The sequence below is a fragment of the Bacillus sp. FSL R5-0560 genome (assembly GCF_037966305.1).
In the GTDB taxonomy this organism is placed as follows: domain Bacteria; phylum Bacillota; class Bacilli; order Bacillales; family Bacillaceae; genus Bacillus; species Bacillus mojavensis.
The window spans coordinates 362089-385323 of sequence record NZ_CP150195.1 but is presented as its reverse complement, the minus strand read 5'-3'; the positions used below and the strand labels follow the sequence as shown (position 1 = coordinate 385323).

Genomic DNA, 23235 nt, shown 5'->3' with positions numbered 1-23235 from the left:
CCACCTCTATTAGAAAATTTCCATTAATTTATCAAGCTCATCCAGCGTCAAATCGTCGTCGCCAAGGTCACTCGGCGTTAGTTCCGTGCCATCTTGAGATAGGCAATGTTCAATGATTCTAAGAAGATGGGCCTTAAAGCTGTCACTGAATGTCTGTATCGTTTTTTCATGAAATTCGAGAGAATGATAGGCCAGTGACATCGTCAGTTTTCCATTTTCAATATATCCGACAACATCAAGCGCGTTCGGTTTTTCCGTGTCCGGGCTTAATGACTGTCCTGATGGCAGCTCTGATCTCGTGAATAAACCTGCATCCGACATTTCGTCGAACTGCCCTAAATAGTTAAAGCTGATATCCGGCTGAATGGAGAACGCCACATCTTCTTTATGCTCCGGCGCTGTCAAATAGCGCAAAATGCCGTAGCCCACTCCCTTATTCGGGATATGTCTGATGTCTTCTTTCATTTGCTTCAGCTGATAAGCCAGATCATCCGCATGCTTCATATCCAGCACCATCGGGAACATACTCGTAAACCAGCCGACTGTCCGGGAAATGGTCAGGTCTTCTACGATATCTTCACGTCCATGCCCCTCTAAATGAACACTCACTTGCTCCTGACCTGTCCACTCCTTCATCGCTAATCCAAATGCCGTCAGCAAAATATCATTCATTTCTGTATGATAAGCCTCATGCACCTTAGTGGTAAGCTGTTCTGTCTCTTCAGCAGTCAGCGAAAATCCGATTGTCTTTGTATGTTTCATTCGCTGATCACTAGATTCGCGGTCTTTCGGAAGCTTCACCGGGACAGTCTGTTCTTCAAGCTGTTTCCAATACTCTTTTTCTTTCAGAAAGGCCTTGGAATTTGCGAAGTCTTGTAATCTCTCTGCATACTCCGCAAACGAATGGGTTTTCTGCGGAAGAACCGGCTCGTTCCCTTGCTCCAGCTGTGTATAAACCGCAGCGAAATCCTCCAGTAAAATCCGCCACGATACACCGTCAACCACTAAGTGGTGAATCACAAGCAGCAAGTGGTCTCCATCTTCCGCTTGGAACAAGCCTGCTTTTAACAAGCCGCCTTCCTTCAAATTGATGCTGCTTTGCAGACGCTCCGCTTCTCTCTCTATGCGGTCTTCATGATCTATAGCCTGCCCCTCAAGTTTGGTGATCTCTAAGTGAACAGAGACAGCATCAAGCCCTTTGTTAAATTGAACGATCTCCCCTTGTTCCTCGCGGTAGACCATGCGAAGCGCGTCATGATGCTCAATCAGTGCCTGCAATGTCTTTTCAACCCGTTCAGGATCAAAGCCCTTCGCGGCATGAAGCATAACCGACTGGTTCCAGTGATGTTTGTTCGTGAAGTTCTTTTCAAAGAACCAGCGCTGAATCGGCGTCAGGATAACTTCGCCCTCCACAGGGCCTTGGTCTGCCTGTTTGCCTTCGGCACGCTCCACGTATTGGGTAAGCTCTTCGATCGTCGGGTGCTGGAAGAGATCCTTCATTTCCAGCTTCCAGCCGTGCTGGTTCAAGCGGCTCGCCATCTGGATGCCTTTAATGGAATCTCCGCCGAGCGAGAAGAAATTGTCGCTGACACCGACTTCAGAAATACCGAGCACGTCCTGCCAAATGCCGGCAAGCAGCTCTTCCATGTCAGTGGACGGCGCTTTGTATTCTCCGTTTCCTGTTTCAATATCCGGCTCCGGCAGCGCTTTGCGGTCTACTTTGCCGTTTGCGGTAACCGGAAGCTCGTTCAACGTCACCCAGAACGCCGGGATCATGTAGTCCGGCAGGGTTTCCTTGAGCGCTGACTTCAGCGCTTCTGTGTCGACAGTTTCCGGTGTGACATAGGCGGCAATTGCGGTATTGCCCGCTTTATCCTTCACAGCTGTCACTGCGGCGTCCTGCACCTGAGAAAGCTGGGCCAGCTGCACTTCGATTTCTGACAGCTCGATTCGGTAGCCGCGGACCTTGACCTGCTGGTCGATCCGGCCGATGTATTCGATGCCGCCGCCGGTCCATTTCACCAAGTCGCCCGTTTTGTACATGCGTTCACCCGGCACAAACGGATCTGAGACAAACCGCTTCGCGGTTTCGTCTTCCCTGTTCAGATAGCCGCGCGCCAGTCCGCGTCCCGCCACACAAAGCTCTCCGGCCACGCCCTCCGGCTGAACCTGATTGCCCTCGCCGAGAATGTACACTCTCGTATTGGCGATCGCGCGCCCGATAGAAAGCGAGCCTTCCTCCGGATTGATCTCTGTGCTTGTCGCAACGACAGTGTTTTCGGTTGGCCCGTAGTTGTTGATGAGTTTGTACGGCTGTTTGACCGCACGCTTCAGCTTGTCCCCTCCGGTCAAGAGCACGCGGAGTGACGTGTTCTCAAGCTCCATAAACTGTTCCGCCAGCTGCGTTGGCAGGAAGGTGATCGTCACGCCGTTTATTTCGAAATAGTCATTCAGGCGGGTGATATCAAGGCGAATCGCTTCATCAATGACGTGAAGCTCAGCGCCGATCGTCCAGGTCGGGAACATCTCCCAAATGGAAGCGTCGAACCCGAAGCCCGCGTACTTCGCACTGCGGTCCTCCGCTGTCATGCCGAACGCGTCATGATGCCAGAAGCACAGGTTGACAAGCGCATGGTGCTCGATCATAACACCCTTCGGCTGTCCGGTCGTTCCTGACGTGTAAATCATATAAGCAAGGTGATCCGCGGTTGTGTCGGTCTGCGGATCTTCCTCATCGTTTTCGTCAAGCGGCAGACTCAGGATCGTCCGGTTGCCGTCAAGAAGAATGACCTCGCCCGTATAGCTGTCCGGCACTGAAATGCCTTCCTGTTTCAAGAGAAGCTTCGCACCGCTGTCCTGTAGGATATATTCAATCCGCTGATCCGGATAGTCAGGGTCAATCGGCACAAATGCCGCTCCCGCCTTCAGGACACCGAGCACCGCGGCGGACATTTCAAGCGACGGCTTCGTCAGAATGCCGACGCGCTCATCCGCGCTGATGCCGCAGTCGATCAAAATCCGCGCCAGACGGTTCGCCTTCGCATTCAGCTCGCCGTACGTCCATGACTGCCCGTTATACGTGACAGCCGGGCGGTCTTTATGGCGCTGAACGGTTTCTTCAAATAGCTGATGAACCGTTTTGTCTGTCGGCACAGGCAGTGTTTTTCCTTTCCATGCCTCCAAGAGCGTTTGTTTTTCTGTCTCGTTGACAAGCGACAGGCTGGAAAGCGGCTGATTTGGATTTTCTGTTACTGCTCCTAAAAGCTGAATCCAGTATTGCTTCCATCGTTCAATCGTTTCCGGTGTAAACAGCGCCGTATTGTATTCAAGAACAAATGTGAGCCCTCCACCGGTTTCGTCAGCTGTCAGCGTGATATCAAACTTGGCCGTTTTCCGTTCAAACGGATGCGGTTCAAGCTCGACTCCTTTCATTGTTAAATCTGTGATGCTCGCATTTTGCATAGAAAATACTGCATCAAATAAAGGATTTCTGCTTGTGTCACGGTGAACCTCAACTTTTCCGATCAGGTCCTCAAGCGGGTAATCCTGCGCTTCAAATGCGCTAAGTGCCGTTTCTTTCACTTCACCAAGATAATCCGCAAACGTCTTATCGCCCTTCGGATATGTGCGCATCGCCAATGTATTGACAAACATTCCGATGACGCGGCTGATGTCCGCTTGGGAACGTCCGGCTACCGGCGAACCCACAATGATATCGTTTTGGCCGCTCAATTTTGATAAAAACGCGCTGTAAGACGCCAGAAGGACCATATACAGAGTGGAATCCGTTTCCTTTGCAAGCTTGCGAAGAGCATCCGCTTTTCCTGCGTCCAATGCAAACACAATCCGGTCTCCTTCAAACGTTTGAACCGCAGGACGGCTGTAATCAGTCGGAAGAGTCAGCACAGGCAGCTCTCCGTCAAGCTCCTTCAGCCAATGCTCCTCTTGCTTCCGGTACAGCTCGGACTGAATAAACTGCTGCTGCCACACGGCATAATCCTTATATTGAATATGAAGCGGCTCAAGGGTTTCTCCGTCGTACAGCTTCGAGAGTTCATCAATCAGCACGCCGACAGACGCTCCGTCAGAAATAATATGGTGCATGTCAAACAGCAGCAGATGCTCAGCTTCTGACAGCTTGATCAGACCCATTCTAAACAGGGGCAGCCGGTCAAGTGTGAACGGACGGATAAACTCAGAAACGATCCGCTCGGTCTCTTCTTCTGGCGCTTCGAAATATGCCATATCAAACGCCGCTTCATCCCAGATTCGCTGCACCGTTTCTCCGTCTTTTATTTCAAAGGTTGTTCTAAAGGCTTCATGACGCTCCATTAACTCATTCATTACACATTTGAGCCTTTCAACATCCAGATGACCCTTCAGGCGCAGAACCGATGGCATGTTGTAGCTTGTGTTCGCTCCTTCAAGCTGCTGAAGCACGTACATCCGTTTTTGCGGAGAAGAAACTGGATACGTCTCTTGTGTCTTTGCCGGTCTTATGCTGACCGCTGTTCCTTTTTCTGCGGCGGCAATAACCTGTGCTAAGCTTTCAACGGTCGGTGATTGGAAAAGATCCTTGAGAGAAAGCTCAGCGCCCAGTTCCTGATGAATCAAGGCAAGCATCTTCATCCCCGCTAACGAGTGTCCGCCGATTTCAAAGAATTGGTCATAGATGCCGATTTTTTCAACCTGAAGCACCTGTGCCCAAATGTCTGCGACTTTTTGTTCTATTTCATTGCGCGGCGCAATATATGAAACACCATTTGAGATGTTGCCGTCAGGAAGCGGAAGCGCCCGCCGGTCGATTTTTCCGTTACCGGTCAGAGGCAGCTCGTCCATTTGGATAAATACCGCAGGAATCATGTACGCCGGCAGATCCTTTGCCGTATGCTCTCTCAGCTCTTGCGCTGTAATTTCACCCTGCCCGACAAAGTACGCGCAAAGCAGTTTGTCTCCCGCACCTTGATCGACAGCAAGCACAACGCTCTCCTGCACACGATCGTGGCTTTGCAGCTGGTGTTCAATTTCTCCGAGCTCAATGCGCTGTCCGCGGATTTTCACCTGGTGGTCTATCCGTCCGATAAATTCGATATCGCCATTCGGCAGCCATCTTGCCAAGTCACCTGTTTTATACATGCGTTCGCCTTTTTTAAACGGATGCGGCACAAATTTCTCCTCAGTCAGTTCAGGGCGGTTGTAATAACCTTTTACGAGGCCTTCCCCGCTGACACACAGTTCTCCCGCGATGCCGGCAGGCTGAACATGTCCTGCGCGGTCAAGAATGTACACTTCCGTATTGCTGACCGGTCTTCCAATCGGAACGGACATCGTATGCTCATCCAATTCATCAACCGGATGATACGTTGCGAAAACCGTGCTTTCAGATGGGCCGTACATGTGAAGCAGCTTGCCTTTTCCAACAGTCTGCAGCGCTTTTTTCACATGATCTACAGAAGCCCGTTCTCCCCCGAACATAATCTTGCGCAAAGTCGACAAGCATCTCGGATTCAAGTCCACAAGAAGATGGAACAGAGCTGTCGTGATCATGAGAATGGTGATATTCTCCCGCTCAATAACGCGAGAAAGACGAGCCATGTCCAGAACAGTTTCTTTCGGAACGAGCACAAGCTTGGCGCCGTTTAAAAGAGAGCCGAATACGTCAAACATAAATGCGTCAAATACATAATTTGAGAGTCCGAGTATCGTATCCTGTTCCGTAATGCTGAGATAATTCGTCTGCTTAACCGTACGCAGAATATTGGCATGTGTCACAATATTTCCCTTTGGCGTTCCTGTCGTTCCGGATGTATACGTCAGGTTGGCCATGGCCGCAGAATCAAACGGCAGAGCGAGATTTTGCGCATCGCCGTGATAGCTTTGATCCTCATCAGCGAGCACGATGACACCCTTGAATTCAGCTTTTTCCGCTAACGCCTTTAATTTCAACTGGGTGAGAAGCACTTTCGCTCCGCTGTCTTGGAAGAAATGCTGCATCCGTTGAATCGGGTGTTCCGGATCAATCGGTACATAAGCCGAACCGGATTTTAATACCGCAAGGATGGACACAATCATGTCCATTGACCGTTCACATAGGACGGCCGCTGTCCTACTTTCGCCGGCTCCCATTGAAAGAATGCCGCGCGCTAAGCGGTTGGCCCGTTCATTCAGCTCTCGATATGTGAGCGATTGCCCTTCATATTGAAGTGCCGGGCGATCCGGCGTTTTGGCAGCCTGCTCCTCAAACAGCTGAACAATCGTTTTGTCTTTCGGATAAGGCGTTCTTTCCGGGTTAAACTGCTGAACTTGTGAGGCGGCTTCCTCTTCAGAAAGAAGGTTGTACTCAGAAATCTGTTTCTCAGGCTCAGCAACTACATCTTCAAGCAGGCGCGCAAAATGCGTGAGCAGCCTGTCTGCCGTGCTTCGTTTAAACAGTTTTGTGCTGTAGTCTAAATCAAGATCAATGCCTCGGTCCGTTTCTCTTGCCTGAACCGTTACATCAAATTTGGCAATGTTGAAGTTGGTTTCATGAATCGACAATGTCAAATCACCGACAGCCGGAATGCCCGCCGCCGCGTTTTGGAGACTGAACATCGTGTCAAACAACGGATGTCTGCTTACATCACGCGGGATGTTCAGGTCTTCAACAAGCCATTCAAATGGATAATCCTGATGAGAAAAGGCATCCAGAACCTGCTGGCGCACACGTGTGAGCAGGCTGTTAAAAGTCTCATCCTGCTTCACTTCGCTGCGAATAGCGAGCGTATTAACGAACATTCCGACAATGCCCTCTGTATCAGAATGATGTCTGCCCGCTGACGGAGTGCCGACAATGATGTCATCCTGCCCCGTATATTTAGACAGGAGCGTATAGTAGGCTGACAGCATGACCATATAAAGTGTGGCGCCATTTTTTTCAGCTAAACGATACAGGCGATTCTTTAACTCTGCATCCAGCTTGATGGAAACCCGGTCTCCTTCAAAGCTTTGGACAGGCGGTCTCGGATAATCGGATAGAAGCTGAAGCACGGGAAGCTCACCCGCAAAGGCTTCCTTCCAATACGCCCGATCCTTTTGGTATCCTTCAGCAGCCTGCGCGCTTTGCCAGACGGCGTAATCTTTATACTGAAGGCGAAGCTCAGGAAGCTGTTCACCGCGGTAAATCTGTGCCAGTTCCTCCAAAATAATGCCGATGGAAACACCGTCAGAAATCAAATGGTGCATATCAAACAGAAGCATATGACGGTTTTCTTCGAGCTCCATCAATCCGATTCTCAACAGCGGCGCTTTCGATAAGTCAAACCGGCGGACAAAAGAAGTCATAACCTCCTCATTTGAGCGGCCGCTTCTTTCAATCATCTCGATGTTGAACTGGACGCTGTCATGAATTTTTTGTCTCGGTATGCTGCCTTCAAGCACAAATGATGTCCTCAGCGACTCGTGGCGGCTGATTAACTTATCAAATGCGTGTTTCAGTTTTTGAATGTCTAAAGGTCCCTCTAAAATAGCTGCCGCCGGCATGTTATATCCGACTCCCGCGTCCTCGAATTGGCTGACAATGTACGTCCGCTGCTGCGCCAGAGAAAGCGGGTAATGCTCCTGTTTTTCAGCCGGCTCAATCGCCGCAAACGTCCGGCCTTCTTTACGCTCGGCCGCCTCAGCAAGAGCGGCGATGGTCGGATGCTCAAACACATATTGCAGCGGGATGTCAGCGCCCGTTTCCTTATGAATCTTTGTTAAAAGCGTCATTGCCTTCAATGAATGACCGCCCGTTTCAAAGAAATTGTCAAAGACCCCGGCTTTCTCAACGCTCAGCACATCCTGCCAAATCTCGGCGATTGTTTTTTCCATTTCGTTTCGAGGTGCGGTATACGCTGTTCCCCTTACCGCTTTTACCTCAAGCGCAAATAGCTTGCGGCGGTCCACTTTTCCGCTTGGCGTGAGCGGAATTTCTGTGATTTCTGTGATGTAGTTCGGCACCATGTAGTCAGGAAGGTGTTTTGCCGCGTGTTCCCGCAGACGCGCAGGAGCAAATTCGCTTCCCGCTTTTTGCACAACATACCCACAAACCTCAAGATTCCCTTGGGCATCAGGCTTTGCCAAGACGACAGCTTTGGCAACATCAGGCGCCTGCTGAAGCACGGTTTCAATTTCTCCAAGCTCAATGCGGTATCCGCGAACTTTGACCTGATCATCTTCTCTTCCTAAATATTCGATCGTTCCATCCGGAAGCCAGCGCACCACATCTCCGGTACGATACATGCTGTCACCGGGCACAAACGGGTCTTGTGAAAATGCCTGAGCTGTCAATTCCGGGAGGTTTAAATAGCCTCGTCCAACACCGTCACCCGCAATATAAAGCTCACCCGCCACGCCTTCCGGCTGCAAACGGCCTTTTTGATCCAAAATATACAAGCGGTTATTCCCAAGTGCTTTCCCGATTGGCACATACGCTGATTGAACTGAACTGTCCGGGTGAACCGGATGAACAGATGCATCCACACACGTTTCAGTCGGCCCGTACACATTGGTCAAACGAGGAACGGCACCCGCTTCTTGAAACAATGTCAGAAGCTTGTCCGCCACAACAGAAGAAAGACCTTCCCCGCCAATCAGCAGGTGTTTGAGCTTAAGACCAGTCAAATCTCCCGCAGCTATCAGCATTTGCAGATGGGCCGGTGTTCCGTCCGTCGCCTCAATTCCGTGTCTGCGGTAATACTCCGCAAGAGCAGCGCCATTCGTCACCGTTTTCTTCGGCACAATATAAAGAGTCTGTCCCAAAAGGAGCGACGCGAAAATCTGTTTCACTGACGCATCAAAGTGGAACGGCGCAAGCAATGCCATCCGCAGGGTCTGGCTCTCACTCTGATAAATGGTCTGCTGCAGAGATTCAACCAAATGATGAACCTGGCGATGCTCGATCATCACTCCTTTTGGACGTCCGGTTGTTCCCGACGTATAAATAATGTAGGCAAGATCATTAGCATTCACATTTGTATCCGAAATAGCATCTGTACCGCTTGCAATCGCCTGATCAAAATCAATAAGCTCAGCAGATGCATCTGGTGACGCAACCTTCGATTCAGTCAAGACGAAGTCCGCACCGCAGTCCTCCAAAATAAATTGGATGCGCTCTGCCGGAAACTCGGGGTCAATCGGCACATAGGCTCCGCCGGCTTTTAAAATCCCCATGATGGCCGTGATCATCCGTTCAGAGCGTTCGAGCAAAACGGCAACCGGGCTGTCTGCACGGACCCCCTTCTCTTTCAGCACATTGGCAATGCGTGCGGATTGTTCATGTAACGTTCGATAAGACAATGCACGATCTTCAAACACAACCGCAGGCTGATCAGCAAGCGATTCCGCCTTTTCTTGGAATAGCGCCGGAATCGTCATGTTCTTGCGGTAATTAACCGGTTCACCGCCAGCCCGCAATAGCAGCCGCTCTTTCTCCGCCTCAGAAATCAGCGTCAATTCATCAATCGTATGATCCGGGTGCGTAAGTGCGTTCTCAAGCAATGCCATCATGCGTTCACAAACAATTTTAATTTCTTCACGCGTCATGAAATCAGTACGGTAGTCAAAGTCAATTGTAAGTTCCCCAGTATCCCATCGATCCTTCACATGAATCGAAACATCATTTAATCCGCTTCCGCTGAAAATGGGCTCAGTCAAAAAGGCTAGATTCTCTTCTTTCTGCCACTGCATCACCTGATATTCAAGCGAAACGGTAAACAGCTTTGTCACAGAGCTGTTTGTTTCACGAAGATCATTAATGAGAAGATTATACGGGTACTTTTGATGCCGAAGAGTCTTCATTAAATCCTTCATCCGGTCTTTAACAAAATCAAAAAACGCCTGTCCGCCGTCAATGTTTGCCCGAAGCGGAACCGTAGAAACAAACATGCCGAGCATCTGCTTCTCTTTCGCATTTGTCCGGTTGCCCATAAATGTACCAGTTACCACATCATTCTGCCCGCTGACTCTGTACAAGTAGGCGGCAAGCACCGATTGAAATACCGATAAAACGCTGACCTTGTGCTCCTCACAAAAGGATAAAATCTGCTGATGCAGCGCCTCAGGCACATCTTGAGAAAATCTCTCAGCATCTAAACTTCCGCCTGCAGGAGCATTCCGTTTCAGGGAAACGAGTTCAGGCACCGTCTCGAATTGCTTGTTCCAGAACGCTTTATCTTTTTCAAACCGCTTTGATTGAGCATAGTCCTGTTCAGACAAAACATGATCGATAAATGAATGCGAGATTCCTCTTTTTGTTTCTGAGCCGCCTGCTAATTCCAAGTAAATATGCATAATGGCGTTTCCGAGAATGTTCATGGAGATCCCGTCAGAAATCACATGATGAACATTTGCATAAAACCATACTTCATTTTCTTTGATGGTAAACAAGGAAAACCGGAATAAGTCACAATCGTACAGAGGCAGAGGTTTTTTCGTTTCCTCCCGGCCCCATTGTGAAATGGATTCTATCGCATGCCGATCTCCAGTGGTGTCAGTATGTTTTATATCAACAGGCTTATACTCGCTTATATATTGAACGGGCTCTCCGTTTTCATCGAGACGCAAACGAAGACGCATTGCGTCATTTCTGCGGACAAACTCTTGGATCGCTTGCTCCACAAGCTTCCAGTCAATTTTTTCAGTTGAAACCAGCTTACCAATACCCGCAAGATTTGAAATACTCGTGTGAGGATAAAATTTTTCTGTATACCAAATTCGTTTTTGTGCATCAGTTAAAGGATAAAAAGTTATTTCCATATTATCTTACCTCCCCTAATCTTCAATAATTTGTAACATGTGCAGGATGATTTCTCTTTCGTATCCATTGACAACTTTTGAATCTAATGGACTAACTGATCAAAAAGCCGAAAGTACTACATCTCAAAAGCGTTGCATCCAAATAAAAAACAACTACCGCTCTTAAAAGCGGGTGCCGTAAGCCTTTATTGCGGGCGGCCGGCACAGGCAGATAAAGACTGCAGTTTCTTTTTCACCAAAGAGAAACATTTTTGCCTAATTCTTCATTGTTTTCAATATTTTTAACCTTTCTAACGTTCACTTTAAATGAAAAAATTGTTTTTATCACCGAAAAATGGGTGAAAAGTTCCATGCGGGATACCGAAAAGATTCCAGTTCTTTTACAGGGGTATTTTTGCGGGATACCGCAAAAATTTCCACTAAACATTATTTACAGAAAAATAAAAATTTTTAAATTGAGCCACTTCGCTACAACCCATTTACTGTTGGAAGCCATTTACAATCTTTACATCCCATATGTTTACCACCCAAAAACCAAAAAACAGGCAATAAAAGACACCCTTAACCGAGAGCGCCTTACAACGATTCCTTAATGACATTTTTGTCGATATCAATCAATTCCATATAGCCTTTCCCCCACTCATACATGGCATCAAGAATAGGCATCAGGCTTTCTCCTTGCGGGGTCAAGGAATATTCAACCTTCGGCGGGACAACCGGATACACTTCCCTGTGAACAATCATATCCTGCTCAAGCTCTCTCAGCTGATTCACGAGGATCTTCTGCGTAATATCAGGAATCAAAGCTTTTAATTCATTAAAACGTTTTGTGCCTTCTTTTCCTAAATGCCACAAAATAAGCATTTTCCATTTACCGCCGATCACTGCTAGCGTCAATTCCTTCTCACAATTAAACCTTTTGTCGTCCATCCGGCTCAAAAGAAATCCCCCTTAGTATACTTTTTATATGTTAGATACGTATCATCACTTACTTACTTTTTAGCAGGCTCTTTTTATTATACTCACTCACAAAAACAAGCGAAAGAAATCTGATTGCCTCTTCTCACAGTATCCTTCAAGTAACTAGTTGACTTCAAAGTGCCTACTTCTCAGCTAAAGTAGGAACCTATAGAATGAGAAATAATTCGAATAAGGGAGTGGATCAACAATGGAATTACAGCTGGCATTAGACCTGGTAAATATCCCCGAAGCCATCGAGCTTGTCAAAGAAGTGGAACAATACATCGACGTGGTTGAGATCGGAACACCGGTTGTCATTAATGAAGGCCTTAGAGCCGTTAAAGAAATAAAAGAAACATTTCCGCAATTGAAGGTCCTGGCAGACCTGAAAATCATGGATGCCGGCGGATACGAAATTATGAAAGCGTCGGAAGCGGGAGCTGACATCATCACCGTGTTAGGAGCTACAGACGATGCAACGATTAAAGGTGCAGTAGAAGAAGCCAAAAAACAGAAGAAGAAAATCTTAGTGGACATGATTAACGTGAAAGATATTGAATCCCGTGCGAAAGAAATTGACGCACTCGGTGTTGACTACATCTGCGTCCACACTGGATACGATCTTCAAGCAGAGGGCAAAAACTCTTTCGAAGAATTAACGACAATCAAAAATACAGTAAAAAACGCAAAAACCGCAATTGCGGGCGGCATCAAACTTGATACACTGCCAGAAGTGATCAAACAAAACCCCGACCTTGTCATTGTTGGGGGCGGAATTACAAGCGCAGCTGATAAAGCAGAGACAGCTTCAAAAATGAAACAGCTTATATCCCAAGGATAATTCATATGAAAACGACTGAATACGTAACGGAAATTCTCAATGAGTTACACCGTTCAGCGGCTTATATTTCTAATGAAGAAGCTGATCAGCTTGCAGATCACATTCTTTCGTCCAACCAAATTTTCACTGCGGGCGCGGGCCGTTCTGGCCTGATGGCAAAATCCTTCGCGATGAGACTGATGCACATGGGCTTCAACGCTCATATTGTCGGTGAGGTTCTCACTCCGCCGCTCCGCAAAGGAGACCTCGTCATTATCGGCTCAGGATCAGGCGAGACAAAGAGCCTGATCAATACAGCAGCTAAAGCAAAAAGCTTACACGGAGTCGTTGCCGCTTTAACCATCAATCCGGATTCGAGCATTGGAAAACAATCGGATCTCATCGTCAAAATGCCCGGTTCTCCTAAAGACCGGTCAAACGGAAGCTATCAAACCATACAGCCAATGGGATCATTATTTGAGCAAACATTGCTGCTATTCTATGATGCAGTCATCTTAAAACTCATGGAGAAAAAAGGACTCGATTCTGAAACCATGTTCACTTACCACGCAAACCTTGAATAGCGTCACATAACCGGCCTGGAGATCAGGCCGGTTTTTGATATTCCTCTAAAATAAAACTTTAAACCCAAAAACCCGATAAGTAATATGACCTACAAATATACAAAGGGAGGAATTATATTGAAAAAGCAAATAAAACTGAAGCTTGGAACTAAAATTCTCGGCTTGGTCTTCGCGGTTATTCTATTGTTTTCTCTATCAGTCGGCGCCGTGATGCTTAAGGACATTACAAGCAGCATGAAAAAAATGGCCACTGACAAGGCGAAAGGCGATCTTGCTTTAAGCAGCACGTATATTGACGACGTGATTTTAGGGAACTGGGAGGTAAAAAACGATAAGCTGTATAAAGGCGAGACACAAATAAACGGAAATGAAGACATTGTTGATCTGCTTGGCAAAAAAACAGGTGACACCGTAACGATTTTTCAAGGAGATACACGAGTGGCAACCAACGTAATGAAAGACGGCGAAAGAGCTGTCGGCACTCAAGCTTCTGCTGAAGTCACTGACGCTGTTTTAAAAAACGGGAAGCAATTCTACGGACAAGCAGATGTGGCGGGCTCCTCTTATCAAACAGCATATATGCCCTTAAAAGATAAGGAAGGCAACATTATCGGTATGCTGTATACAGGAGCCAATCAAAGCATTTTAGCATCGCTTACCCAATCGCTGTTCACTCAATTCGCTATCGTTCTCGCTGTAGTTATTATTATATCTGTCATCCTTGTTCTGCTTTTCACCAGAAGAATCAATCGGCGGCTAAACGTGTTAAAATACGCCTTTGAAAGCGCCGGAAACGGAGATATGACAATAGAAGTTTCAGACAAGTCCGCTGATGAGTTAGCAGAACTGAGTGTCTACTATAATAAGATGAGATTGAAGCTGAATCAGACAATCCAAACCGTACAGCAATCGGCCCTTCAGCTTGCATCAGCCTCTCAGCAGCTTTCAGCCGGAGCTGAAGAAACAAATCAAGCTTCAGAAAAAATCACAGAAGCTGTTCAGCATATTGCAAACGGAGCCAAGCATCAAATCACACGAATTGAAAACAGTGAAAAATCACTGGAGCAAACAACGGCTGACATACGGCAAATTTCTTCAAATACTGTTGCCATTGCTCAGAAAGGACAGCTTGCGCAATCTAAAGCAGACATTGGCCAAAAAGAAATTTCAAATGTTCAGGCACAAATGGATACCATTCACCATTCGATTGAAAAAAGCGGTGAGATCATTCAGCAGCTGGACGGCCGCTCTAAACAAATTGAACAAATCTTATCTGTCATCACCCAAATTGCCGATCAGACAAACCTGCTTGCCCTTAATGCGGCAATTGAAGCTGCCCGAGCCGGAGAACACGGCAAAGGCTTTGCCGTTGTTGCTGATGAAGTTCGCAAATTAGCAGAGGAATCTCAACGGTCTGTCGGACAGATTTCCAAATTAATCGCTGAGATAAAAAATGATATGACTGTATCTGCGCAGTCTGTTGAACATGTGAAAACAGAAGCTGCTGAAGGTGTAAACATGATCCACCGCACCAGAGACGCCTTTAAAGAAATTGCAGCCGCAACAGATGAAATTACTGCAGAAATCAGCGATCTATCAGCATCTGTTACCAACATTTCAGCAAGTACGCAAAAAATAAATGAATCCTTTGCCGCCAATACAACAGACATTAAAGAATCAACAGAAAATACCCGGCAGGCAGCAGCTTTAACAGAAGAGCAATTTGCTGCAATGGAAGAGATTACTGCAGCCTCGGAAACGTTATCCCATTTAGCTGAAGAGCTTACCGGTATCATAAGCCAATTTAAAATGATTAATCAACCTGAAAACAGCTTATAATCTAGTATTAATATTTCAATTTGATAACGTTATTTTCTTAAAAATGAATATTTCGATCTGCTAAAATGACGATTCCTGCAATAAACCTAAGGCAAAACAAAAAATGTTAATCTTTACACCAAGCCCTTTCTGCATTACTCTTGGAGCAGTTTTAAAAGTTGCTGACGCGGGAGGTGATCATCACGAATGGACATTATAAAAACTTTACTTCTCGTAATAGTTGTCATAGCAGCTGCAGCTGTTGGCCTGATTAAGGGAGACTTTTTCTCAGACGAACAAAAAACGTCTCAAACAGAAGAATATGACGAAACAATAGCCTTCCCTTCTGAGCGTTATCCTGAGACAGCAAATCATATCAAGGACGCAATAAGTGAGGGGCATTCAGATGTGTGCACTGTAGACAGAGACGGAGCTGAGGAACGCCGCGAACAATCATTGAAAGACGTACCTACCAAAACAGGGTATGACCGAGATGAATGGCCAATGGCCATGTGCAAAGAAGGCGGTGAAGGGGCTTCTGTAGAATATATTTCTCCCGCTGACAATCGTGGCGCAGGCTCCTGGGTCGGGCATCAGCTGACCGATTACCCTGATGGCACAAAGGTTTTATTTACGATTCAGTAAACAGTTAAAAGAGGAGGAACAGCACATTGATCAAATCATGGAAGCCGCAAGAACTGACGATTTCATATCATCAATTTACTGTATTTCAAAAGGGTTCCGCACCGCCTGTCATCGATTGGACAGATGAAGCGATTGAAAAAGGATATGCGGAAGCGGACGAAGCCATTTCGTTTGAGGCACAGCGAAATTCAAAGGTATATATACTCTTGCGCCTTAACAGTTCAGAAACAGTAGCATCCTATGAAAAAAAAGTGACTGTTCCTTTTCACGTCACAAAAGACGGAATTGAAATTGAAAGCATCATGTCCAAACGGCTCTCCTTCGACCTTCCTAAAGGGAACTATCAATTCACATGCTACACTGTACCGGCTGAGCTGTCAGATCTGCATGCTGACACTTACATCATTGATGCTGTTTCCGTCTAATGAAAAGCCCTGAGAGGAATACTCTCAGGGACTCTTTATATATTTTCTCCATTTTTCTTAATAACGTCCTGATACCAATAAAAGCTTTTTTTCTTCAATCGTTTTAAGTCATATTCATTCTCTTCGTCACGATTCACATAAACAAAGCCGTATCTTTTTTGATAACCGTTCAGCCAGCTTAACAGATCAGTAAATGACCAGCTGCAATATCCGATCAAATCGACTCCATCACTAATGGCCTGTCTGCATTGCTCAAGATGCGATCGCAAATAATCAATTCTATAATCATCATGTATAGTGCCGTCTTCAACTTTATCGAATTCTCCTAAACCGTTTTCTGTAATAAACACAGGAAGCTGATAACGTGTCGTAATGCGGCGGAGCCCGATACGCAATCCTACCGGATCAATCGTCCAATCCCAGTTGCTCGTTGTGAGGTTCGGGTTTTTCTTAGTTTTAAATAGTCCCGGCATCCCTGTTTCCTGATTGGTCCCTTTTTGGCCCGTCGTATTCATTTTCCCTTCTGAAACGCCGTCGAGCGGATTTCGTTCGTAAGTAATCGTTTGATAATAGTTGACACCTACAAAATCCGGCTTCCCTTTGGCAAGCAGCTCCATATCACCCGGTTCGATTGTCGGCGCCCATCCCTGTTTTTCTAAATAGCGGAAAGGAATTTGCGGGTAGGTTCCCCAGCAATACATGTCCAGCCACCAATTATTCATAAATTCTTCAGCATTTTCAAAAGCTGTGATATCCTCTGGATGACTGGTTAAAGGATATGCGGGAGAATAAGCAAAGCTAGGTCCTATTTTGCCTTCGGGCACATATTCTCTGAAGGACTCAATAGCTTTCGCATTTGCCAGAAACGCAATATGATTTGCTTCGTAAAATCGTTTTCTGTCCTTCACGCCAGGCGGATGCATGGCTGTAAGAAAGCCGTGATTAAAATTGTAGTTTTGTTCATTCAACGTTACCCAATATTTCACTTTCTGTCCAAAGCGTTTATAAAGAGTAATGCAGTAATGATTAAAATCCTCTATGATGTTTCTCGACTCAAATCCGCCATACTCGTCCATAAGTGCCTGAGGCAAATCCCAGTGATATAAAGTCAAAACCGGTTCAATGTTATGAGAAAGCAATTCATCAATCAGGTTATCGTAAAATGCCAGACCGGCTTCATTGATTTCTCCTTTTCCTTTTGGAAAAATACGCGGCCAGCTGACAGAGAATCGATATGCTTTCAGCCCCATCTCAGCCATCAGAGCGACATCTTCCTTATAACGGTGATAATGGTCAACTGCAACATCACCATTGGTGCCCTTAAACGTTTTGCCGGGGATTTTCGTAAACACGTCCCATACAGAAGGGCCTTTGCCATCTTCGTTCCATGCTCCTTCAACCTGGTAAGCTGCTGAAGCCGAGCCCCATAAAAAATGTTTCGGAAAAGATTCTGGATGTTGATGGATCATTGTGTTAATCACTCCTGAAGTATTTGATAAACCTATCATAGGCTATGAAACGCGTTTCATAGCAACACGATGTTAATCTCGGAACAGCTCCTCTAATATTTTCTCTCTTTGTTCAAGAAAATACCTGGTTAACTGGACGTGTTCAGTGCTTTCGTATTCTGTATGATGTATACTGCCCCCGTCAAAGCTGAAAATGTCAGCATTCGGATAACCCAGCAAAATTGGGGAGTGAGTGGCAATGATGAATTGTACATTTCCACCCTTCACTAAATCGTGTATGACTCTCAAAAAAGCTAACTGCCGTGCGGGAGAAAGTGCGGCTTCAGGCTCATCTAAAAGATAAATGGCTTTTCCTTTAAAACGATGATGGAACAGCGACATAAAAGACTCACCATGCGATTGCTTGTGCAGCGGCCTTCCGCCATAGGAGAGATATGGCTGCGGAGCATCTCGTTCCACTTCATCAAGGTGAAGAGAAAGCTGATAAAACGATTCTGCTCTTAAGAAGAAACCATTTGTGATCTTAGGAAGCCATGATAATCGTATGTAATCTCCCAAATGAGAGTCTGACTCCTGCAATTCATAGATATTATTACGGCTGCCGCCCGCTGTATTAAATTCACACTTATCCGCAATTGCTTCAAGTAAAGTTGATTTCCCCGAGCCGTTTTCTCCGACAAAAAAAGACACTTCTTTGGTAAATGAAATTTCGTGTAATTGACTTACAGCAGGGATAGTGAATGGGTATCTGTCAAAGGACGGGATCTTTTCTCTAAGGAGTGTGACCTTTTTTAAATACATAGCTTCTCCTCTCGCGTTAAATGAATATATTAAGAAAAATCTTTTGCAGTAGCAAAAAAGCGATCCATCCTAGGACTCCAAAGGATAGCGCTAACCAGAATGGAACATTCGTTTTCAATAGAAATGCCATTATCGCGAGCAAACAAACCGTAGCAGGTATGCCCTTAAGCACACCAGACGCAAATTGACTCAATTGTGCTGTATTTTCGCCCTGCACTTTCATCCAAAACAGGCTTAACAAACTGACTAATGGCAAAGCTGCAATAATTCCTCCATAGGTTGGATGTCTTTTTGATATTTCAGTAACGAATCCAATAATCAGTGCTGAGATGATTATTTTACTGATTACCGCCATTGTTTAGCTTCCTTGCTTAAAATTTCAAATGCTTGTTGAATCAATTCCTTTTCCGATGAGCTTATTCGTTCGATTATTTCATTTAATTTCTCTTTGTCCAGCTGAGTATGCTGTTCAAGAACAGAGCGTCCTTCCTTTGTTAAAACTACCAAAACCTTACGTTCGTCTTGCTGACTTCGACGTTTAGCTGCCAATCCCTTTTGAATCAACCGTTTTGTATGTTCAGATGCTGTATTATGAGAGACAGATAAATACTCTGCTAAAGCTCCTATTGTTGCCTCACCTTGCTTTTCAATATGCTGCATGAGTCGTATCGCCTGATGAGAAATGTTATCTTTTTGCTTGTAGTGTAATGAATAGTAGATGTCGGTCCATTGCTGATTTAATTTATTTATGAAATCCAGTTCCATTATTCACACCCCTCTTTATATCTTATATTACGATATATTCTTTTTGAACGATATAATTTTATAAAAAAAACTTCAATATCATAATGGATAATACCTTTAATCAAAAAAGCATCCAATCTCAATTGGATGCTTAAAGCCTAATGTCTCTTTTCAAATTTATGCTGATGAGAATGGCGTTTCGGAACAAAGCCGTTTTGTTTCATCATTTCAAAGTGTTGGACCATGTGATTTTTGATGTGATCTCCTTTTTCTTTAGGCAGAACGCCGTATTCTACATACTTAGAGATGACATCCTTGCGTTTTTTTAATATGTCTGCTTCCAGCTGTTCAATTTCTTTCTTTTGCTGTTCAGTCAGTGTAACGTTTGCAGGCGGCTGTTGCTGTTGTTTTTCCGCCGCTTCAGCTGTGCCAGTTAAAGAAATAACAGCCGCGGCAATGAGCATTCCGATGATATTGACATTCACTTTTTTCATCCAGTTTATTCCTCCTATCTTTTATCATATATTTTGCTTCATTGTGTTTTTTATGTATACAAAATAAAAAGAGCGAACCATTATTCGCTCTTTCTGATCTGTTCGTCCGTATAAAGTTCTTCTTCTCCCGGTGCTGCGTAAGTAACGTATGTTCCTGCGATAAAATCATGCAGCGTCCGTTTGTCTTCTCTCAGCCCGATCATAAACAGGCTGACAATTAAACCGAGCCCGAAGGTTATGCCGTAAACCAGTGCGGCAATGATGACTCGCATAATCATGGTTACCAGGCCAACCTGTGACCCGTCTTTTTTTACGATTCTGATTCCGCAAATTCTTTTTCCGATGAGATAGCCTTGCCAAAATACCGGCAGCAAAATAGAGTACAGCAAAACGACCATGCTGATGATCATGCTGTCGTTCGGGTCTTTTCCTGTGATCAGCCAATAAATCAGCAAAAGGGGCACCGAGACAATAATGTAATCCAGTAATGAAGCTCCTAGTCTGATCCAAAATCCGGCCGGTTTGTAGATGTTCATGTAACTCCCCCATTATGGTTTCAATTTGACTATGATGTTGCTGTCTTCTTTCTTATCGAATATATCATATGCTCTAGGGGCATCAGCAAGACTTAATTTGTGCGTAATGATATCAGGCGCAGCCGGAATCCCGTTTTATCCAAATGAAGATCAGAGCCGCAAATACCTGTTGCCGTAATTCTGATAATAGCATCTCTTACCTCCTGAATCCGGGGAGCTTCAACCTCTTTGCTGCTTTTAAACTCACAGTCTCATTTGTATACACAATTCGAACTTTTTGAAAACGCCATCAACATATTGCAACCCCCTATGTTCAATGCTATCTTTTTAGTTGATTAACAGATTGGGGGAAACATAGGTGAAATCATTTAAGCAATCAAAAGCCGTTATCTTTAGCTTAACAATGGCTTTCTTTCTTATATTGGCAGCCTGTTCCGGCAAAGATGAAGCCGGTTCCAAGGATTCAGGCTGGAAACAGATCAAAGAAAAAGGAAAAATCGTCGTTGCTACGTCCGGCACACTTTATCCTACGTCCTATCATGATACCGATTCAGGTAAGGATCAACTGACAGGCTATGAGGTTGAAGTTGTTCGAGAAGCGGCTAAGCGTCTCGGGCTGAAAGTCGAGTTCAAGGAAATGGGTATCGACGGGATGCTGACAGCGGTGAACAGCGGCCAGGTTGACGCTGCCGCCAATGATATAGATGTGACAAAGGACCGCGAGAAGAAGTTCGCGTTTTCTTCTCCTTATAAATATTCATACGGCACAGCCATTGTCCGAAAAGATGATTTATCAGGGATCAAAACGCTGAAAGATTTAAAAGGGAAAAAAGCGGCTGGCGCAGCGACAACTGTCTATATGGACGTTGCCAGAAAATACGGCGCCCAAGAAGTTATTTATGATAACGCGACCAACGAGCAGTATTTAAAAGATGTTGCCAACGGCCGCACTGATGTCATCTTAAACGACTATTACCTGCAGACACTGGCACTGGCGGCATTTCCGGATCTTAACATCACGATCCATCCTGACATCAAGTACATGCCGAATAAACAGGCGCTTGTCATGAAAAAAAGCAATACTGAGCTTCAGAAACAAATGAACGAGACGCTGAAAAAGATGAGCAATGACGGCACTTTGACCAAGCTGTCAAAACAATTCTTCAATAAAGCGGATGTATCAAAGAAACTGGATGTCGACGTTCAAGACGTTGACCTTTAATCAGACGCCATGATGTACAGCATTCAGTGGGAATATATTTTCAACACGCAGCTGGCGATAGAATCGTTTCCTTATGTTATAAAAGGTATTGGATACACGTTGCTTATTTCTTTTGTCAGCATGTTTGCCGGAACGGTGATCGGGCTGTTTATATCGCTCGCCAGAATGTCTAAGATTGCCCTGCTGAGATGGCCGGCGCGTCTTTACATTTCTTTTATGCGCGGCGTTCCGATTTTGGTAATCCTGTTTATCCTTTATTTTGGTTTCCCTTATATCGGCATTGAATTTTCTGCCGTTACAGCCGCCTTGATCGGCTTTAGTCTCAACAGCGCTGCTTATATTGCGGAAATTAACCGTTCAGCCATTTCATCCGTTGAAAAAGGACAGTGGGAAGCTGCATCCTCGCTCGGTCTTTCATATTGGCAGACGATGAGGGGGATCATTTTGCCGCAATCGATCCGCATTGCGCTGCCTCCGCTCGCCAATGTTTTGCTTGATTTGATCAAGGCATCCTCGCTCGCCGCGATGATTACGGTGCCGGAATTGCTCCAGCATGCGAAAATTATCGGGGGCCGAGAGTTTGATTACATGACCATGTATATTCTGACCGCACTCATTTATTGGGCCATCTGCTCCGTTGCGGCGGCGTTTCAGAATATCCTTGAGAAGAAATACGCGCATTATCTTTAAACAAACGTTTCATTAAAAAAAGCCGCTCCGCAGGAGACGGCTTTTTCCTATTGATTCAGCTTCCATTTAAATGGATCTTCAAACAGCGACCAATCGGAATCAAACTCATATTCAGTCAGCAAACATTGATCAAGCTCATTTGTAATGGCTTCTTCGTCCAAGTCTGTTCCGATAAACACCAGCTGCGTCAGACGGTCGCCAAACTCTGGGTCCCAATCCTCTAATATTTCCGGCTCCTGCTGTTTGATTTGCTCCTGTTCAAGCTTCGGCATCGCCGCCACCCAATAGGATACCGGCTCAATCGTTACGGACGGGCCGGCTTGTGACATCAGAAGAGCGAGGCTGTTATGCGATGCGCACCAGACGATGCCTTTGGCGCGGACAACATTTTTAGGCATTTGATCCATCCAGTGATAAAAGCGCGTTGAATGAAACGGCAGTCGTCTTTTATAAACAAATGAAGAAATGCCATATTCCTCGGTTTCCGGGGTATGGGCTGCATGGCCTGCTGTCAGCTCTCTTATCCAGCCGGCAGATCCGCTCGCTTCCTCGAAGTTAAATAGCCCTGTATGTAAAATCTCCTGCGGCTTGACGTTCCCTTTGACAGCGCGAATGAATTTAGCCCTTGGCTGCAGGGTGCGAAGGACTTTCTCAAGCTGTTCAAGCTCTTGCTCGCTGACTAAATCACATTTATTTAAGATCAGAACATCGCAAAACTCAATTTGATCGATTAGCAGGTCGGCAATTTCTCTTTCATCCTCTTCCCCAAGTGCTTCTTTGCGGTCCAGAAGGCTGTCACCCGACTGATAGTCATGCCAAAAACGGTTTGCATCGACCACTGTCACCATCGTATCTAACTCACAAAACTTTGTGAGATCGATTCCCAGCTCTTCGTCAATATAAGAAAATGTCTGGGCCACCGGGATCGGTTCGCTGATTCCCGTCGATTCGATTACGATATAATCAAACCGTCCCTCTTTTGCCAGCTTCTCCACTTCGACTAACAAATCCTCGCGAAGTGTGCAGCAAATGCAGCCGTTTGACATTTCCACTAGCTTTTCATCTGTTCTGGAAAGCCCGCCTTCCTGCTTAACCACCCCAGCGTCAATGTTTACCTCACTCATGTCATTTACAATAACGGCTATTTTTAAGCCTTCACGATTTTGCAAAATGCTATTGAGCAGTGTTGTTTTTCCCGCGCCAAGATAGCCGCTAAGTACTGTAACCGGAATTTTTTTCATGTGATCTCATCCT

Annotated in this window: 16 protein-coding genes and 1 pseudogene; 7 read left to right on the top strand and 10 right to left on the bottom strand. The window is 45.7% G+C overall.

The features are described from left to right. Nucleotides 1-9: 9 nt before the first annotated feature. Together srfAA and hxlR are read right to left on the bottom strand one after the other, a co-directional pair. Complete coding sequence (gene srfAA / locus NST56_RS02015) at nt 10-10773, bottom strand: surfactin non-ribosomal peptide synthetase SrfAA (RefSeq protein ID WP_339179605.1); 10764 nt, start codon at nt 10771-10773, stop codon at nt 10-12. Between the two features lie 576 nt (nt 10774-11349). Continuing rightward, nucleotides 11350-11712, bottom strand: a complete 363-nt coding sequence (gene hxlR / locus NST56_RS02010; RefSeq protein ID WP_003241118.1) for a transcriptional activator HxlR — start codon at nt 11710-11712, stop codon at nt 11350-11352. Nucleotides 11713-11941: 229 nt separating this feature from the next. On the opposite strand from hxlR, the gene hxlA reads away from it, so the two are divergent. The 5 genes from hxlA (at nt 11942) to NST56_RS01985 (ending at nt 16025) form a co-directional block, all read left to right on the top strand. Then, nucleotides 11942-12574 carry a 3-hexulose-6-phosphate synthase gene (gene hxlA, locus NST56_RS02005; RefSeq protein ID WP_010332988.1) on the top strand — a complete coding sequence of 211 codons (633 nt, stop codon included), beginning with the start codon at nt 11942-11944 and terminating at the stop codon, nt 12572-12574. A gap of 5 nt (nt 12575-12579) precedes the next feature. Continuing rightward, entirely contained in the window at nt 12580-13137 is a 558-nt protein-coding gene (gene hxlB / locus NST56_RS02000; RefSeq protein WP_326191170.1) for a 6-phospho-3-hexuloisomerase, read from the top strand. 114 nt (nt 13138-13251) lie between these two features. Continuing rightward, a complete protein-coding gene (gene tlpC / locus NST56_RS01995; protein WP_339182038.1) occupies nt 13252-14976 on the top strand; it encodes a methyl-accepting chemotaxis protein TlpC in 1725 nt (574 codons plus the stop codon). A 186-nt stretch (nt 14977-15162) separates the two neighbouring features. Then, entirely contained in the window at nt 15163-15600 is a 438-nt protein-coding gene (nucA, locus tag NST56_RS01990) for a DNA-entry nuclease (RefSeq protein ID WP_010332985.1), read from the top strand. Nucleotides 15601-15626: 26 nt separating this feature from the next. Further along, nucleotides 15627-16025, top strand: coding sequence for a competence protein ComJ (locus NST56_RS01985; RefSeq protein ID WP_339179599.1), 399 nt, complete (start codon nt 15627-15629; stop codon nt 16023-16025). Between the two features lie 35 nt (nt 16026-16060). Here NST56_RS01985 and NST56_RS01980 read toward each other — a convergent pair whose 3' ends face one another. The 7 genes and pseudogenes from NST56_RS01980 to NST56_RS01950 all read right to left on the bottom strand — a co-directional run. Then, nucleotides 16061-17494 (bottom strand): family 1 glycosylhydrolase, encoded by a 1434-nt coding sequence (locus NST56_RS01980; protein ID WP_339179596.1) that lies wholly within the window; start codon nt 17492-17494, stop codon nt 16061-16063. Between the two features lie 72 nt (nt 17495-17566). Continuing rightward, a complete protein-coding gene (locus NST56_RS01975; RefSeq protein ID WP_339179593.1) occupies nt 17567-18295 on the bottom strand; it encodes an AAA family ATPase in 729 nt (242 codons plus the stop codon). Nucleotides 18296-18311: 16 nt separating this feature from the next. Further along, nucleotides 18312-18650: a DUF3147 family protein gene (locus NST56_RS01970; protein WP_326191173.1), complete on the bottom strand. Its 339-nt coding sequence runs from the start codon at nt 18648-18650 to the stop codon at nt 18312-18314. Next, entirely contained in the window at nt 18641-19060 is a 420-nt protein-coding gene (locus NST56_RS01965) for a MarR family transcriptional regulator (protein ID WP_326191174.1), read from the bottom strand. Before NST56_RS01965 ends, NST56_RS01970 begins: the two co-directional genes overlap by 10 nt. 137 nt (nt 19061-19197) lie before the next feature. Beyond that, on the bottom strand, nt 19198-19533 hold the full coding sequence (locus NST56_RS01960; protein WP_010332980.1) for a YckD family protein: 336 nt from the start codon (nt 19531-19533) through the stop codon (nt 19198-19200). Nucleotides 19534-19613: 80 nt separating this feature from the next. Next, the gene (locus NST56_RS01955) at nt 19614-20069 is read right to left on the bottom strand and encodes an RDD family protein (RefSeq protein WP_010332978.1); all 456 of its coding nucleotides are present in this window, start codon (nt 20067-20069) and stop codon (nt 19614-19616) included. A 12-nt stretch (nt 20070-20081) separates the two neighbouring features. Next, nucleotides 20082-20183: pseudogene (locus NST56_RS01950) on the bottom strand (formaldehyde dehydrogenase); the annotation flags it as partial. A 244-nt stretch (nt 20184-20427) separates the two neighbouring features. Between NST56_RS01950 and NST56_RS01945 the strand changes: the two are divergent. Both NST56_RS01945 and NST56_RS01940 read left to right on the top strand, forming a co-directional pair. Then, complete coding sequence (locus NST56_RS01945) at nt 20428-21291, top strand: transporter substrate-binding domain-containing protein (RefSeq protein WP_268444256.1); 864 nt, start codon at nt 20428-20430, stop codon at nt 21289-21291. 9 nt (nt 21292-21300) lie between these two features. After that, nucleotides 21301-21981 (top strand): ABC transporter permease subunit, encoded by a 681-nt coding sequence (locus tag NST56_RS01940; protein WP_026014657.1) that lies wholly within the window; start codon nt 21301-21303, stop codon nt 21979-21981. A 47-nt stretch (nt 21982-22028) separates the two neighbouring features. Here NST56_RS01940 and zinU read toward each other — a convergent pair whose 3' ends face one another. Continuing rightward, entirely contained in the window at nt 22029-23222 is a 1194-nt protein-coding gene (gene zinU / locus NST56_RS01935; RefSeq protein ID WP_010332975.1) for a zinc metallochaperone ZinU, read from the bottom strand. Nucleotides 23223-23235 lie beyond the last annotated feature (13 nt).

What these genes read in the sequence shown, in the direction of transcription:
- srfAA (WP_339179605.1), bottom strand. Translation starts at nt 10,773, where the DNA reads ATGGAAATAACTTTTTATCCTTTAACTGATGCACAAAAACGAATTTGG.
- hxlA (WP_010332988.1), top strand. Translation starts at nt 11,942, where the DNA reads ATGGAATTACAGCTGGCATTAGACCTGGTAAATATCCCCGAAGCCATC.
- hxlB (WP_326191170.1), top strand. Translation starts at nt 12,580, where the DNA reads ATGAAAACGACTGAATACGTAACGGAAATTCTCAATGAGTTACACCGT.
- nucA (WP_010332985.1), top strand. Translation starts at nt 15,163, where the DNA reads ATGGACATTATAAAAACTTTACTTCTCGTAATAGTTGTCATAGCAGCT.
- NST56_RS01980 (WP_339179596.1), bottom strand. Translation starts at nt 17,494, where the DNA reads ATGATCCATCAACATCCAGAATCTTTTCCGAAACATTTTTTATGGGGC.
- NST56_RS01975 (WP_339179593.1), bottom strand. Translation starts at nt 18,295, where the DNA reads ATGTATTTAAAAAAGGTCACACTCCTTAGAGAAAAGATCCCGTCCTTT.
- NST56_RS01970 (WP_326191173.1), bottom strand. Translation starts at nt 18,650, where the DNA reads ATGGCGGTAATCAGTAAAATAATCATCTCAGCACTGATTATTGGATTC.
- NST56_RS01965 (WP_326191174.1), bottom strand. Translation starts at nt 19,060, where the DNA reads ATGGAACTGGATTTCATAAATAAATTAAATCAGCAATGGACCGACATC.
- NST56_RS01960 (WP_010332980.1), bottom strand. Translation starts at nt 19,533, where the DNA reads ATGAAAAAAGTGAATGTCAATATCATCGGAATGCTCATTGCCGCGGCT.
- NST56_RS01955 (WP_010332978.1), bottom strand. Translation starts at nt 20,069, where the DNA reads ATGAACATCTACAAACCGGCCGGATTTTGGATCAGACTAGGAGCTTCA.
- NST56_RS01940 (WP_026014657.1), top strand. Translation starts at nt 21,301, where the DNA reads ATGATGTACAGCATTCAGTGGGAATATATTTTCAACACGCAGCTGGCG.
- zinU (WP_010332975.1), bottom strand. Translation starts at nt 23,222, where the DNA reads ATGAAAAAAATTCCGGTTACAGTACTTAGCGGCTATCTTGGCGCGGGA.